This window comes from Paucibacter aquatile (assembly GCF_002885975.1).
Lineage (GTDB): Bacteria > Pseudomonadota > Gammaproteobacteria > Burkholderiales > Burkholderiaceae_C > Paucibacter_A > Paucibacter_A aquatilis.
The window spans coordinates 104,942-119,529 of the sequence record NZ_POSP01000001.1 but is presented as its reverse complement, the minus strand read 5'-3'; the positions used below and the strand labels follow the sequence as shown (position 1 = coordinate 119,529).

General features: G+C 67.2%; 12 protein-coding genes. 4 read left to right on the top strand and 8 right to left on the bottom strand.

Going from position 1 to position 14,588, the window contains the following annotated elements:
* Positions 1–11: 11 nt before the first annotated feature.
* Positions 12–2,450 (top strand): FtsX-like permease family protein, encoded by a 2,439-nt coding sequence (locus C1O66_RS00600; RefSeq protein WP_102766073.1) that lies wholly within the window; start codon positions 12–14, stop codon positions 2,448–2,450.
* Between the two features lie 58 nt (positions 2,451–2,508).
* On the opposite strand, the gene C1O66_RS00595 is transcribed toward C1O66_RS00600, so the two are convergent.
* Positions 2,509–2,946: a MerR family transcriptional regulator gene (locus C1O66_RS00595; protein ID WP_102766072.1), complete on the bottom strand. Its 438-nt coding sequence runs from the start codon at positions 2,944–2,946 to the stop codon at positions 2,509–2,511.
* A gap of 98 nt (positions 2,947–3,044) precedes the next feature.
* Here C1O66_RS00595 and C1O66_RS00590 point away from each other — a divergent pair, with 98 nt between their 5' ends.
* Entirely contained in the window at positions 3,045–4,181 is a 1,137-nt protein-coding gene (locus C1O66_RS00590; protein ID WP_102766071.1) for an MBL fold metallo-hydrolase, read from the top strand.
* A gap of 337 nt (positions 4,182–4,518) precedes the next feature.
* On the opposite strand, the gene C1O66_RS00585 is transcribed toward C1O66_RS00590, so the two are convergent.
* From C1O66_RS00585 to C1O66_RS00555, 7 genes are all read right to left on the bottom strand, one after another.
* Entirely contained in the window at positions 4,519–5,325 is an 807-nt protein-coding gene (locus C1O66_RS00585; protein ID WP_102766571.1) for a M48 family metallopeptidase, read from the bottom strand.
* A gap of 22 nt (positions 5,326–5,347) precedes the next feature.
* Positions 5,348–6,163: a lysophospholipid acyltransferase family protein gene (locus C1O66_RS00580; protein WP_102766070.1), complete on the bottom strand. Its 816-nt coding sequence runs from the start codon at positions 6,161–6,163 to the stop codon at positions 5,348–5,350.
* 50 nt (positions 6,164–6,213) lie between these two features.
* Positions 6,214–6,834 (bottom strand): D-glycero-beta-D-manno-heptose 1,7-bisphosphate 7-phosphatase, encoded by a 621-nt coding sequence (gene gmhB, locus C1O66_RS00575; protein WP_102766570.1) that lies wholly within the window; start codon positions 6,832–6,834, stop codon positions 6,214–6,216.
* Between the two features lie 58 nt (positions 6,835–6,892).
* Complete coding sequence (gene glyS, locus C1O66_RS00570) at positions 6,893–9,007, bottom strand: glycine--tRNA ligase subunit beta (protein WP_207795873.1); 2,115 nt, start codon at positions 9,005–9,007, stop codon at positions 6,893–6,895.
* 3 nt (positions 9,008–9,010) lie between these two features.
* Positions 9,011–9,952 carry a glycine--tRNA ligase subunit alpha gene (gene glyQ, locus C1O66_RS00565; protein ID WP_102766069.1) on the bottom strand — a complete coding sequence of 314 codons (942 nt, stop codon included), beginning with the start codon at positions 9,950–9,952 and terminating at the stop codon, positions 9,011–9,013.
* Positions 9,953–10,039: 87 nt separating this feature from the next.
* Positions 10,040–11,590, bottom strand: a complete 1,551-nt coding sequence (lnt, locus tag C1O66_RS00560) for an apolipoprotein N-acyltransferase (protein WP_102766068.1) — start codon at positions 11,588–11,590, stop codon at positions 10,040–10,042.
* Entirely contained in the window at positions 11,590–12,384 is a 795-nt protein-coding gene (locus C1O66_RS00555; RefSeq protein WP_102766568.1) for an HlyC/CorC family transporter, read from the bottom strand. Before C1O66_RS00555 ends, lnt begins: the two co-directional genes overlap by 1 nt.
* Positions 12,385–12,607: 223 nt before the next feature.
* On the opposite strand from C1O66_RS00555, the gene C1O66_RS00550 reads away from it, so the two are divergent.
* Positions 12,608–13,645, top strand: a complete 1,038-nt coding sequence (locus tag C1O66_RS00550; protein ID WP_102766067.1) for a CobW family GTP-binding protein — start codon at positions 12,608–12,610, stop codon at positions 13,643–13,645.
* Between the two features lie 199 nt (positions 13,646–13,844).
* Entirely contained in the window at positions 13,845–14,567 is a 723-nt protein-coding gene (gene dksA / locus C1O66_RS00545) for an RNA polymerase-binding protein DksA (protein WP_394341011.1), read from the top strand.
* The last annotated feature ends 21 nt before the right edge of the window (positions 14,568–14,588 follow it).

Sequence of the window (14,588 nt, the reverse complement as noted above, 5' to 3'; positions counted from 1 at the left end):
GCGGGCCAGGCATGAGACTGCTCGACCTCCGCGTGGCGGCCCGGCAATTGCGGGCTGAGCCCTTCAATGCTTCGGTGCTGATCCTGGGCTTGGCCCTCGCTCTGGCGGCCAGCTACCTGCTCGCCGTGATGCTGGGCGAACGCTACCGGCCTGACCCGGCGCTGCAGGAACCCGAGCGCATCGTGATGCTCGATTTCCACGGCAATATGCCGGGCCGCCAGGAGGACTGGTTTCTGGGCGCGCCTTTTGCCCTGCACGAGGCGCTGCAGAAATCCGGCGCGCCGCTGCAGCATTTGAGCCGCAGCAGCAACGACTGGCTGACCTTGCGCGTGGGCGAGCGCCAGCAGCGCAGCGCCGTGCTGGCCCTGGATGTCAGCGCCGTCGAGCTGTTCGGCTTGCGCAGCCTGCAAGGCGACTTGAAGGCCTGCCTGTCCCGGCCCGACACCATCGTCCTGAGACAGAGCCTGGCCCGCCAGCTCTTCGGCGAGCGGCCCGCCCTGGGTCAGCTTCTGCACGCGGGCAAGCACATGCTCAGCGTCTGCGCTCTCTTGGCCGACCCGGGCTCACAAAGCACGCTGCGCGAGCCGGCCTTCATCGGCTTCGACTCGCCCGCCGCCGAGCTCGACGAAGAAATGCGCAGCGCCTGGTTCCAGATCACCGGGCGCATCTATGGCCGTCTGGCACCCGGCGCCAGCGCCGCTCAGGTCGGCGCCTTGGCTCAAGCCCTGCTCGATGCCAGCCCCATCATGAAGCAGCTGCCGCCCGACTGGACGGCCGACGGCCGCAAAGCGGCCTTCATGCGCGCCCTGCCCATCACCCGCCTGCCCTTCGAAGGCCGCGAAGGGCGCCTGCGGGTGCAAGCCCTGTGGGCCTTGGGCGGCGTGGCGGTCCTGCTGCTGAGCCTGGCCCTGCTCAATTTCATCAACCTCAGCAGCGTGCGCACGGTGCAGCGCCAGCGCGAGATCGCCGTGCGCAAAAGCCTGGGCCTGGGCCCGCGCCGCCTGCTGCTGCAGTTCGCGGCCGAAGCGCAACTGAGCATCGCGCTGGCGGCCGCGCTGGCGGTGCTGCTGGCCTGGTTGATGGTGCCCTGGCTGGCCGGCGTGCTGCAGCTGCCGGTGCCGGACAGCCTCTTGCAAGCCTTGCCCCTGCTGGGCCTGGCCGCGGGCTGCACGCTGCTGGGTGGCCTGGTCTGCCTTTACCCGGCCTGGCTGGCCTGGCGGCAGAATGCGGCCGCCGCCCTGCAAGGCCGGCAAGCCAGTGAGGGCGCCTCAGGCCGCTGGCTGCGCCGCACCCTGACCGTGCTGCAGTTCGGCGTGGCGCTCCTGGTCTGCAGCCTGGCCTTGATCCTGAGCTTGCAGAACCGCCATGTGCTGGCGCGCGATCTGGGCTTTGACCCCCACGGCGTGCTGGCCCTGCGCATGCCCGATGGCGCCAGCCCGGCCTTGGCCGAAGACCTGCGCCAGGCCCTGGCTCAGCGCCCCGAGGTGCAGGCCCTGGCCTGGAGCGACAGCGTGCCCGGCAGCGGTCGGATCGAGCGCGAGGGTGGCTTTCTGCGCGCGGACCTGGGCAGCGACGGCGGGGAGGCCCGCAAGCTGCGGGTCGTCCATGTCGACGCCGATTTCTTCACCCTCTACCGGATTCCCCTGCTGGCCGGCCAGTTGCGCACGGGCGAGCAAGACACGGTGGTGCTGGACTTGCCGGCGCTGCGCGCTCTCGGCTGGGCTCGGGCTGAGCAGGCCGTGGGCCAGGATCTGCGTCTGGCCTACACCGGCCTGGCCCAGCGCCAGCAGAGTTGGCGCATAGCCGCCGTGGTGCCGCAGCTGGTGCTGGAAAGCACCCGCCAGCCCAGCCAGCCCCATGCCTTCGCACTCAAGCGCAGCGAACAGGTGCTGGCCACGGGCCGCGGCGCCTGGGTGCTCAATCTGCGCCTGCGCGAGGGAGAACCCGCCAGCCTGGCGCGGGCCGAGGCCTTGATCGCACCGATCTGGAAGCGCTATGTGCCGGACCAAGCCCTGCAGCTGGAAGCCGTGGAAGCGGCCATGCAGGAGCCCTACCGCGCCGACCTGCGCCTGGCCGAGCTGGTCACGGCCAGCAGTGTGCTGGCCCTGGCCCTGGCGGGCTTCGGCGTCTATGCCTTGGCCGCCTATCTGGTGCAGCGCCATGCGCGCGAGTTGGTGCTGCGCAAGCTCTACGGCGCCTCAGCCGGCCAGGCCTTGACGCGGCTGCTGCGTGAGTTCGCCGGCCTGCTGCTGATCGCGGCCCTGCTGGCCCTGCCGCTGTCCTGGTGGCTGGGTCAAAGCTATCTGAGCCAGTTTGCCGACCGGGCGGCCATGGGCTTGTGGCCGCAAGCCCTGGCCCTGCTGGGCTTGCTGCTGGTGAGCCTGATCGCCAGCCTGCACCATGGCTTGCAGGCCATGGCCATGCGGCCGGTGCTGGCCCTGAAAAGCTGAGGAAGAAAGCCGTTAGAAACAGGGCCGCTGTTCCGCGGCCCTTTCTTTTTCCTGGCTCTTACTTGACCTGCTTGAGCAGGCTCTTGCAACGGTCCTCGTGCTGGGCGATCTCGGCCAGGGTGACCTCGATGTCGTCGAGCTGCTGCTCGAGCTGGCGGCGGTGCTGCTGCAGCACCTCCAGAAAGGCGCGCAGCTGCGGCGCGGCGCCGCTGGAGGCGTCGTACATATCGACCAGCTGCTTGATCTCCTGCAAGCTCAGGCCCAGGCGCTTGCCGCGCAGGGTCAGCTTGAGGCGAGTGCGGTCGCGGTGGGTGTAGACGCGGTTGCGGCCGGCGCGCGAGGGCTCGAGCAGGCCCATGTCCTCGTAAAAACGAATGGCCCGGGGCGTGATGTCGAACTCATGGGCCAGCTCGGTGATGGTGAACTGGCGGGCACCCTCGCTCGCGGCATTCGGTGGGGTGACGGTGCTCATGGCTAAACTGGGGCTCGCTCGCATTGACGTTGACGTAAGCGGCAATTCTATGCACCTGCGAGGCGGCGCCGCGTCGGGCCTTGCCCTCTCCCCTCCCAATTTCTGCTTCTTGCTGAACGACCATGGCCAATCCCCGCGAATCGGAACTGCACTACCCGCTCGGCGACGCCCGTCCCGGCCCGGGCGAACTGATCGAGCTGGCGCCCGGCGTGCGCTGGCTGCGCATGGGCCTGCCGTTTGCGCTGGACCACATCAACCTCTGGCTGCTGCGCGACGAGATCGACGGCAGCGAGGGGGCCAAGATCCAGGGCTGGACCATCGTCGATTGCGGCGTGGCCAATGAAGCGACGCAGGCGAACTGGGAAGCCATCTTTGCCGATCAGCTCGAGGGCCTGCCGGTGCTGCGCGTGATCGTCACCCATTTCCACCCCGACCACATCGGCCTGGCCCAATGGCTCTGTCAGCGCTGGAGCGGCGCCGTGGCGCCGGGCCTGCCGGCGCACCACGAATGCCGGCTCTGGATCAGCGCCACCGACTTTCACCTGGCCCGCCTGGCCAGCGGCTCGACCGTGGGCATGGGCGGCGAGACCGCCGCGGCCTTCTTCGCCAGCCATGGCCTGAGCGACCCGGAGGCCCTGGCCAGAATCCGCGCCCGCAGCAGCTACTACCCGAGCATGGTGCCGCAGGTGCCGGCCAGCTTTCGCCGCCTGATGGGCGGCAAGACCTTGCAGATCGGCGGCCAGAGCTGGCAATGCCTGGTCGGCTACGGCCATGCGCCCGAGCACATCAGCCTCTACTGCGCCGCACTCGGCCTGATGATCTCGGGCGATATGGTGCTGCCGCGCATCTCGACCAATGTCTCGGTGGTCGATGTCGAGCCCGAGGCCGACCCGCTGCGCCTCTACCTCGACTCGCTGCAGCGCCTGCTCAGCCTGCCGGCCGACACTCTGGTGCTGCCGGCCCATGGCCTGCCCTTCCGCGGCCTTCATGCGCGCATCGAGCAGTTGCAGGAGCACCATGTCGAGCGCCTGGCCGATGTGCGCCAGGCCTGCGCCGACAAGCCCTGCCATGCGGCCGAGCTGCTGGAGCTGCTGTTCAAACGCAAGCTGGATCTGCACCAGACCACCTTTGCCATGGGCGAATCGGTGGCCCACCTGAACTCACTCTGGCTGGGCGGGCAGCTGCGCCGCGAGCGCGGCGCCGACGGCATCTACCGTTTCAGCACCCTGGCCACGCCGACGGCGGCACCCAAGACCTGAGCCGGCCCGAAGCGCCGCGCCCAAAAGAAATCCGCCATCGCTGAGGCTGCCGGCAAAGGCAACGTCAAGGATGGCGGACACTCGGCCCCTTTTAGCACCCCTCGGCAGCCGGGCTGCGAGTGATTCCACGCCGTATGGAATCTAGAACTGGGTGCGGGTGATGACAGCGTTGGCCCAGAGTGTCTATCGTCACCCTCTTAGGGAACAAGCCCCCCCAAAGAGGGATAAGCCCCCACCCGAGCCCGCCCCCTCACCTGTTCACCCGTTCACCTGTTCACTTTGCGGGAGGGGTGAACACGTGAACAGGTGAACCGGTGAACCTGAAACGGCTGCGCGCTCACTCGCTGACGATGGACTCTTCGCGCAGGCGACCGCGGGCGGTTTCGAAGTCCGGCAGCACCGAGCGCACCACGGCCCAGAAGGCCGGGCTGTGGTTCATCTCGCGCAGATGGGCCAGCTCGTGGGCCACCACGTAATCGATGATGGCTGGTGCGAAATGGATCAGGCGCCAGTTCAGGCGGATGGAGCCGTCGGCGCTGGCGCTGCCCCAGCGGGTCTGGGCCGAGCTCAGGCGCAGTTGGGTCATCTGCACGCCCAGGGCGGCGCCGAAGCGCTGGCAGCGCGGCTCGAAATCGGCACGCGCGCGTCGCTTGAGCCAGGCCTGCACGGTGTCGCGCAGCTGCTCCTCGCTGGCCGCCAGCGGCAGGCCAATGCGCAGCACGCGCTCGGCCTCGTCGAACAGCACGCCGTTGCGCTGCGGCTCCAGGCGCAGGGTGATGGGCGCGCCGAGGTAAGGCAGGCTGGCGCCATCGCGCCACTCGATGCGTGAGGCCTCGACGCGGCGGGCGCGCTCGCGCTGCTCCACCAGCTTGCGCAGGATCCAATCAGCCTTGTGCTGCAGGGCCCGCTCGATATCGGCCTGCGGCAGCCAGCGCGGCGCGCTGACGCGCAGGCCCTGGGCGCCCACCACAAAGCCGATGCTGCGCCGGCGCGCCCGCTTGAGCTCATAAGCCACACGGTGTTCACCCAGGCTGAGCTCGCGCTGGGCGCGCGGGTTTTGCAGCACCTCGGCCTCGCTGCGGGCCGGTGCGGCCTCTTGACCGAACAGGCTCAGCTGGGCGCCTTGCAAGAGATTCTTGAGCATGGTGATGATCAAGCGCCCGGGCTCAGGCCTGCATCGCACCCGCCGGCGGCGGAGCGGCGGCGGCGCGGCGTGCACCGGCCTGGGTCTGGGGATAGGCCTCGGGGTCGAGGCGCTGCATTTCGGCCTCGATCCAGCTTTCCACCTCGCGCATCAGCTCGCCGGCCTCGCGGCCCTGCGGCGCGATCGGCCGGCCGATGGAGATGTCCACCACGCCGGGGCGCAGCAAAAAGCTCTTGCGCGGCCAGCAGCGGGCGGAGGTGGCGGCGATCGCCACCACGGGCACACCGGTCTCGATGGCCAGGCGGGTGCCGCCGGTCTTGTACTCGCCCTTCTGGCCGCGCGCGGTGCGCGTGCCCTCGGGGAACATGATGACCCAGTTGCCCTGGGCCGCCAGGCGCTTGCCTTGCGCGGCCACTTTCGCCCAGGCCTCGGCGCGCTTGCTGCGGTCGATGTGGATCATGTCCATGCGCGCCATGGCCCAGCCGAAGAAGGGCACGTAGAGCAGCTCGCGCTTGAAGACATAGGCCAGCGGATGCGACATCAGGGCCGGGAAGGCAAAGGTCTCCCAGGTGCTCTGGTGCTTGGGCAGCAGGATGACGGCCGAGCGGCGGTCGGCCTGGCTGGGCAGATACTGCATGCCCTGGATGCGCCACTGCACGCCGCAGATCAGGCGCGCGCTGTGGATGGCCAGACGCAGCCAGCCGGCACAGGCCCAGTACACCGTGTCGCCCTTGGCGAACAGCGAGATCAAAAGCACCGCCAGCGCCCAGGGGATGACGGTGGCCGTCAGCCAGAGCACAAACACGGCGGAACGCAGCGCTGCCAGCAAGCTGGCCATCGGAGCCGCCGATACAGCCCCCGGCGGTGGTGGCGCACTGGCACCGGTCTTCAAGTGAGCGCCCCCGGGGCGGTGTCGGGCGCCAAGGCCTGACCGCGGGCATCGGCCTTGCTGCGCCGGTCTTTCTGGATCAGATGCTCGGCAAATGCGCCCAGGCTGGCGTGGACCCGCACGCCCGGCACCTTGGCCAGGAGGGCCGCCAACTGCGCCTCGTCCAGATCGCCGAGTCGCGCGCCGCGCACCAGATGGGGCACGCAGCCGGCCGCCTGAGCCGTCTGCACATCGCGCAGGCTGGCCCCGACCATATGGATGGTGGGCAGCTCGACACCGAAGCGCTCACCGATCTGCTGCACCAGGCCCGGCAGGGGCTTGCGGCAATCACAGCCTTCCTCGGGCGTGTGCGGGCAGAAGAAGGCGGCGTCGAGACGCCCCCCCTTCTCGGCCAGCAGCTGGTTGAGGCGGATGTGGATGGCGTTCAGTGAAGCCATGTCCAGCAGGCCACGGCCGATGCCGGGCTGGTTGGTGGCCATCACCGTGTGCCAGCCGGCATGGTTGAGCCGCGCCACCGCTTCCAGCGCACCGGGCACGGGCACCAGCTCATCCACCGATTTGACGTGGTCGTCGCGGTACTCGTTGAGCGTGCCATCACGGCCCAGGATGACCAGCTTCATGCTGTGGCTGTGATCTGAGCGCATAGAGTGGCGACCTTTTGTGGCGGTGCGGAAAGGATCAGGAGGCCAAACGCGCCAGCTCGGCCACGCGGTTCATGGCTTCGTGCAAGGTCTTGAGCAGACCCAGACGGTTGGCACGCAGGGCCGGGTCTTCGGCATTGACCATGACGCCATCGAAGAAGGCATCGACCGGGGCCTTGAGCACAGCCAGCTCGCGCAGGGAAGCCGCGTACTCGCCGTTGTGGAACAGGCCATCGGCAATCGGCTTGGCATTCGTCAGCGCCGCGGCCAGATGCTGCTCACCGGGCTCGACCAACAAGGCCTCGTTGATCTGGGCTTGCACCGGCTCTTCGCTCTTCTTCAGGATGTTGCCGATGCGCTTGTTGGCGGCGGCCAGGGCGGCGGCTTCCGGCAGGGCGGCAAAGGCGCGCACGGCCGTCAGGCGCGCGGCCACATCGGCCAGGCGCTGTGGGCGCAGGGCCAGCACGGCGTCGACTTCCTGGGCGCTGTAACCCTGCTCGCGCAGCGAGCCGGACAGACGGTCGAAAACAAAGTCGGCCAGCGGGCCGGCGGGGTTCTGGATCAGGGCACCGAAGGCCGGCACGGCTGCTTCGATCAAGGCGTCCAGCGCCAGCGTGGGCGCGCGCTCGCTGAGCATGCGCACCAGGCCCAGGGCATGGCGGCGCAAAGCGAATGGGTCCTTGTCGCCGGTGGGCAGCTGGCCGATGCCGAACAGGCCGACCAGGGTCTCCAGCTTGTCGGCCAGGGCCACGACCAGGCCGACCTCGTTGCGCGGCAGCTCGTCGCCGGCAAAGCGAGGTTTGTAGTGGTCTTCCACGGCCAGGGCCACGGCCTCGCTGAGGCCGTCGTGGCGGGCGTAGTAGCCACCCATGATGCCTTGCAGCTCGGGGAACTCGCCGACCATATCGGTCAGCAGATCGGACTTGGCCAACAGCGCAGCCTGATCGGCTTGCTCGGTCAGCGCGCCGCCGCCCAGCAGGCCGGCGATGGCGCGGGCGATGGCTCGCACGCGCTCAACGCGCTCGCCCTGCGTGCCCAGCTTGCCGTGATACACCACCTTGGCAAGACCTGGCACCCGATCGGCCAAGGTCTTCTTGCGGTCTTGGTCGAAGAAGAATTTCGCATCGGCCAGGCGCGGGCGCACGACACGCTCATTGCCTTCGATCACCGCGCTGGCGTCGGCCGGGCTGATGGCGCTGACGACGAGGAATTTGTGCGTCAGCTTGCCGGCGGCGTCGAGCAGGGGGAAGTACTTCTGATTGGCCTTCATCGTGAGAATCAGGCATTCCTGCGGCACGGCCAGGAATTCGGGCTCGAACTGGCAGGTCAGCACATTCGGCCGCTCGACCAGGGCCGTCACCTCGTCCAGCAAGGCCTCGTCCTCGATGGGCTTGAGGCCTTCTTTGGCCGCTGCGGCCTGCAGCTGGCGCGCGATCTCGGCGCGGCGCTCGGCAAAGCCGGCGATCACGGCGCCCTGCTCGCGCATCTGCGCGGCATAGCTGTCGGCGCTTTCAATCGTCAGCTCGGGCGCGCTGGCCTCGAAGCGGTGGCCGCGCGTCGTGCGGCCCGATTGCAAGCCCAGGGCCGACACGGCCACCAGCTCCGCGCCGTGCAAGGCGACGATGCCATGGGCCGGGCGCACGAACTTCACATCGGTCCAGCCGTCTTTCAGCTGGTAGGTCATGACCTTGGGGATGGGCAGCTTGGCCAGGCTCTCGTCCAGGGCCTTTTGCAGGCCTTCGGCCAGGGTTGCACCGGGCACCAGCTGGTCCAGGAACAGGGCCTCGGCCTTGCCATCGGGCAAGCGCTTCAGCTGAGGCAGCACCGAAGCATCGGCGCCGATGCTGGCCAGCTTTTTCAGCAGGGCCGGCGTGGCCTGGCCCTCGGCGGTCAGCGCCACGGCCACCGGCATCAGCTTTTGCTGCACGGCGCGGTCGGCGGCCTTGGGCGCGACGTTCGTCAGATGCAGGCCGAGGCGACGCGGCGTGGCGATGGCGGTCGCTTGCGCACCCTCGCCCACCAGACCCTGGGCCTTGAGGCTGTCCACCAGCACGGCGGAGAAAGCCTCGCCCAGCTTCTTGAGCGCCTTGGGCGGCAGCTCTTCGACAAACAGTTCGATCAGCAGGTTTTTGTTCACAGCAGTCGTCGTCATGGCTCAGGCCGCCTTTGTCTTCTTTTCAATCTGGGCGATGACTTGATCGGCCCATTCCTTCGGCGCCATGGGGAAGCCCAGGCGTGCGCGGCTTTCCAGATAGCTCTGCGCCACGGCGCGTGCCAGATTGCGGATGCGGCCGATGTAGGCCGCGCGCTCGGTCACGCTGATGGCGCCGCGGGCGTCCAGCAGATTGAAGCTGTGGCCGGCCTTGAGCAGCTGCTCGTAGGCGGGCAGGGCCAGCTGCTGCTCCATCAGGTGCTTGGACTGCTTCTCGTGCGCGGCAAAAGCGGTCAGCAGGAACTCGACGTCACTGTGCTCGAAGTTGTAGGTCGATTGCTCGACCTCGTTCTGGTGGAAGACATCGCCGTACTTGATGTCCGGTGCGCCGTCCTTGCCTTCGACATAGACCAGGTCGTAGACCGACTCCACGCCCTGCAAATACATGGCCAGACGCTCCAGGCCGTAGGTGATCTCGCCGGTGATGGGCTTGCAGTCGATGCCGCCGACCTGCTGGAAATAGGTGAACTGGGTCACTTCCATGCCGTTGAGCCAGACTTCCCAGCCCAGGCCCCAGCAACCGAGGGTGGGGTTTTCCCAATCGTCCTCGACGAAGCGCACATCGTTCTTCTTCAGGTCAAAGCCCAGGGCTTCGAGCGAACCGAGGTAGAGCTCCAGGATGTTGGCCGGCGCGGGCTTGAGTACCACCTGGTATTGGTAGTAGTGCTGCAGGCGGTTGGGGTTCTCGCCGTAGCGGCCATCCTTGGGGCGGCGGCTGGGCTGGACGTAGGCGGCCTTCCAGGGCTCAGGGCCCAGGGCGCGCAGAAAGGTGGCGGTGTGGCTGGTGCCGGCGCCGACTTCCATGTCGTAGGGCTGGAGGAGTGCGCAGCCCTGCTTGGACCAGTAGTCCTGCAGGGTCAAGATGATGTGCTGGAAGCTCAGCATAGAGTTCGGACTCGGGCTTGCGCCACAGGCTAATAATGAAGAGGTGATGAACAGGCAGACGAGAGCTGCCCTCGAGCTGCGCCGATTCTACGAGGCGCGGCGGCCTGCTTCCGGGGCCCCGGCCCTCCCCCGGATCACGGGGATCAGCAGCAGGGCCACAGCGGCCAGCCAGAGCGGCCACAGACTGCAGGCCTGCAGCCAGCGGGCATAGGGCGTGTCACCCAGGCGACCCTCGACCTCGGCCTCCAGCACGCCGGCCTGAGCCGGCGGCAGCTGGGCCGCGCGCTCGGCGCGGTGGTCCAGCACCACGGTGGCGCCGGTGTTGGTCGAGCGGATGAAGGGGCGCTGGAATTCGAGCGCGCGCATGCGCGAGAACTGCAGGTGCTGGTCCAGCACCATCGCCGTGCCGAACCAGGCCAGATTGCTGACATTGGCCAGCACGGTGGCGGCCTCGGGCCCGCGCACGCTCTCAACGAAGTCTTCGCCGAACAGATCCTCGTAGCAGATCAGGGGCCGCACACGCTGGCCGGCCACGGCAAAGGCGCGCTGGTGCTGGCCACGCGCCTGGTCCTGCATGGGGATGCCCATCAAGTCCACAAACCAGCGGAATCCATGCGGCACAAACTCGCCAAACGGCAGCAGGTGGCGCTTGCCATAGCTGTAGCTGGGCAGGCTGCCAAAGCTCTGCAGGGAATTGACGAATCCGTCTTGCTCATTGCCCAGAAAACTGCCCAGCAGCAGCGGCCGGTCGACCGAAGCCGCCTGCAGGCGCGTCAGGTAGGCAGGGTCGAGAAAGGCCATGGGTACCGGCACCACCGATTCCGGCGTCAGCACCAGCTGGCCGCGTGCCGATTCGATCAGCTGGGCCAGCTGCTCCAGATTGCCCTCGATCCGATCACGGTCGAACTTCTGATCCTGCGGCACATTGGGTTGCAGCAGGGACACTTTCATGAAGCCCGTCGAGCGGGTGAAGTCCTGCGGCAACAGCGCCGCCGCCAGTGCCAGCAGACCCAGCACTGCCGCAGCCGGCCGCCAGGCGCGCACCGCCGGCAAGGCCAGCGCCGCCAGTGCTGCGGCAGCCAGGGCCGCCAAGGCCGAGATGCCGTAGATGCCCACCCAGGGCGCCCAAGCCGCCAGCGGCCCGACGGTGTGGGCATAGCCACTGGCAATCCACGGGAAGCCGCCGAACACGGTGGCGCGCAGCAGCTCGGCCAGCAGCCAGGTGGCCGCAAACATCAACACCTGCTGCGCGGGGCCGGGCTGTGCGCGCGTCCGCAGTGCCGCCCACAGGGCCAGCAGGGCCGCGTAGTAACAGGACAGAAACGCGGCCAGCAAGAGCACAGCCAGCGCGGCCAGCAGCCAGGGAATGCCGCCGAACTGATGCATGCTGATGTGCAGCCACCACAAGCCGCTGCTCAGCCAGCCCAGGCCGAAGCCAAAGCCCAAGAGCGCCGCCCGGCGCGGGCTCGCAGCCCAAGCCAGGCTGGCCAGACCGGCCAGGGCCAGGATCTGCAGCCACCAGGCGTCGAGCGGCGCAAACGACGCGGTGTGCAGACACCCGGCCAGCAAGGCCGCAAAAAAGGCCACCCGGGGGGCGGCCTTGGTCGAGGTCAGGAAAGTAGGAAGCAGCTTGCGCATCAGGCCTCGGTCTTGGGAATGCGGGTGACTTTGAACCAGCGCACCGAGCCGCCGCGCGTCAGCATGACGGCAAAGCGCAGGCCGGCCAGCTCGACCACCTCACCGCGGCGGGGCACCCGGCCATGCTCCTGGGCCACCAGGCCGCCAATGGTGTCGAATTCGTCCAGCGCCAGCTGCACGCTGAAAGCCTGGTTGACCTGGGCGATGGGCGTGTCGCCGGCCACACGCTGGCTGCCATCGGCCAGGGTGTAGATGCCGGATTCGCCGTCCTTGTCGTCGAACTCGTCTTCGATCTCGCCGACGATTTCCTCCAGCACATCCTCGATGGTGATCAGGCCGGCGGTGTTGCCGAACTCATCGATGACGATGGCCAGGTGGTTGCGGTTGGAGCGGAAATCGCGCAGCAGATCATTGAGGCCCTTGCTCTCGGGCACGAACACGGTCGGCCGCAGCAGGGCGCGCAGGTTCAGCTCCGGCGCACGCTGGATCTTGAGCAAATCCTTGGCCAGCAGGATGCCGATGATGTTGTCGCGCTGGCCCTCGAAGACCGGGAAGCGCGAATGGCCGGTGTCGATCACCGAGGCCAGCAACTCGTCGTAGGGCGCATCGATGTCGAGCAAATCCATGCGCGGCGCCGCCACCATCACATCGCCGGCGCTGAGCTCGGCCATGCGAAGCACGCCTTCCAGCATCTGACGGGATTCGGGCTCGATCAGCTCGCGCTGCTCGGCATCGGCCAGGGCCTCCAGCAGCTCACTCTTGGAATCCGGGCCGGGGTGGAGAAACTCCAACATGCGCACCAGGAGGCCGCGCGGCACTGCGGATGGTTTTCTTTCGCCCCCTTTTGCATGATTTGCAGAGGGCCGACTAGGCTGAGGTTCAGACACTGGGACTGCGTGTCGTAGTTACACAAGCTTGCAGAATAACCGATTGACATGACAAGGCTCTTGCAGGACATTCACCCGCCCCCATATCCAGGGCTGGTTTTTCTAGCAGAGCGCCGCGCGCGAACCCATCATGTCCAAAGGTCTCATCCCCGTCACCATCCTCACCGGCTTCCTCGGATCCGGCAAGACCACCCTGCTCAAGCGCGTGCTCTCGGAAGCCCACGGCCAAAAGATCGCCGTGATCGAGAACGAGTTTGGTGAAGAGGACATCGACACCGAGATCCTGGTGGCCGACACCCAGGAACAGATCATCCAGATGAACAACGGCTGCGTCTGCTGCACCATCCGTGAAGACCTGCGCACCACCCTGTCCGACCTGGCCGCCAAGAAGCGCCGCGGCGAGCTCGATTTCGAGCGCGTCATCATCGAAACCACCGGCGTGGCCGATCCCGGCCCGGTGGCCCAGACCTTCTTCATGGACGACGAGATCGCCGAAGCCTATCTGCTGGACGGTGTGCTGACCCTGGTGGACGCTGTGCATGCGACCCAACAGCTGGACAGCCGCCAGGAAGCACGCCGCCAGGTGGGTTTCGCCGACCAGATCTTCATCAGCAAGGCCGATCTGGTCGACAGCGCCGCCGTCGACGCCCTGAGCCACCGCCTCAAGCACATGAACCCGCGCGCGCCGCAGCAGCGCGTGCACTTCGGTGAGGTGGAGCTGTCGCGCGTGCTGGACCTGCGAGGCTTCAATCTGAACGCCAAGCTGGAGATCGACCCCGATTTCCTGAAGGTGGACGACCACCACCATCACCACGATCACGACCATGAGCATGGCGAGCACTGCGACCACCCGCACCACCATGTCCATGACGATGACGTGAAATCCTTCGTCTTCAAATCCGACCGCGCCTTCAACCCGGCCAAGCTGGAAGACTTCCTGGGCGCCATCGTCCAGGTCTACGGCCCCAAGCTGCTGCGCTACAAAGGCGTGCTGAATATGAAGGGCACTGACAAGCGCGTGATCTTCCAGGGCGTGCACCAGCTGATGGGCTCGGACCTGGGCCCGCGCTGGATGCCCGGCGAGAAAAAGACGAGCAAAATGGTTTTCATCGGCATCGACCTGCCCAAGGAAATCCTCTTGCAAGGTTTGGAAGGCTGCTTGGCCTGAGCACCGCACGGAAAAGAGCCGGCCGAAGTGGCGAAATAGGGGCTTGAGACCGGGGGAAAACTCCCCTAACTCAGGCATTCAGAGCGCACACTCAAGCTGGCTACAATCCGCGGCGCCCGAAAAAGCGAATCAGCTGGTCCCGATTGCAATCTAGCCCGACAGAGACATTCAGATCGTCTGCCGGAGCGAGGAGAGAAACGTGAGCAAGATCCAGGCCCCGAACCCGACCCCGACGTCAGCCAACAAGCCTGACGCCGATGCCAAGCCGAGCAAAACCAGCAAGGCCACGGCCAAGTCGTCCAAAGTGGATGCCGCAGGGACCTCGCCAGCTGTCGCTTTGCTCGATGCCAGCCCTCCACCGACCGGAAACAGCCGCTTCGCTGACCGATTCGCTCCCCCGAAGCCGCCCACCCGACAAATGACTACGCCCGTGATCGAAAGCCCTCAGAATTCCAACAAAGCCGCCAAGGCCGACCCCAAGCTGGCCAATGCCTGGAAGACCAAGTCTGGCGCCGAACTGACCGATGCCGAAGTGCTGGCCATGCCCGACTCCGAGTACATGGGCCCCAAGCAAGTCGAGTTCTTCCGTGCCAAGCTCAATGAGCTGAAGAACGGCGTGCTGTCCAATGCCGGCGAAACCACCGAGCACCTGCGCGAAGACACCTCCATCGTCCCCGACCCGGCCGACCGCGCCACCATCGAGGAAGAGCACGCCCTGGAGCTGCGCACCCGCGACCGCGAGCGCAAGCTGCTGAAGAAGATCATCCAGTCCCTGGCTCGCCTGGACAACGGCGAGTACGGCTACTGCGACGAAACCGGCGAACCCATCGGCCTGGGCCGTTTGATCGCCCGCCCGACCGCCTCGCTGTCGCTGGAAGCCCAGCAACGCCGCGAGATGAAGCAAAAGATGTTCGGTGACTGATCGAGGGCCGAGCTGCTGAGC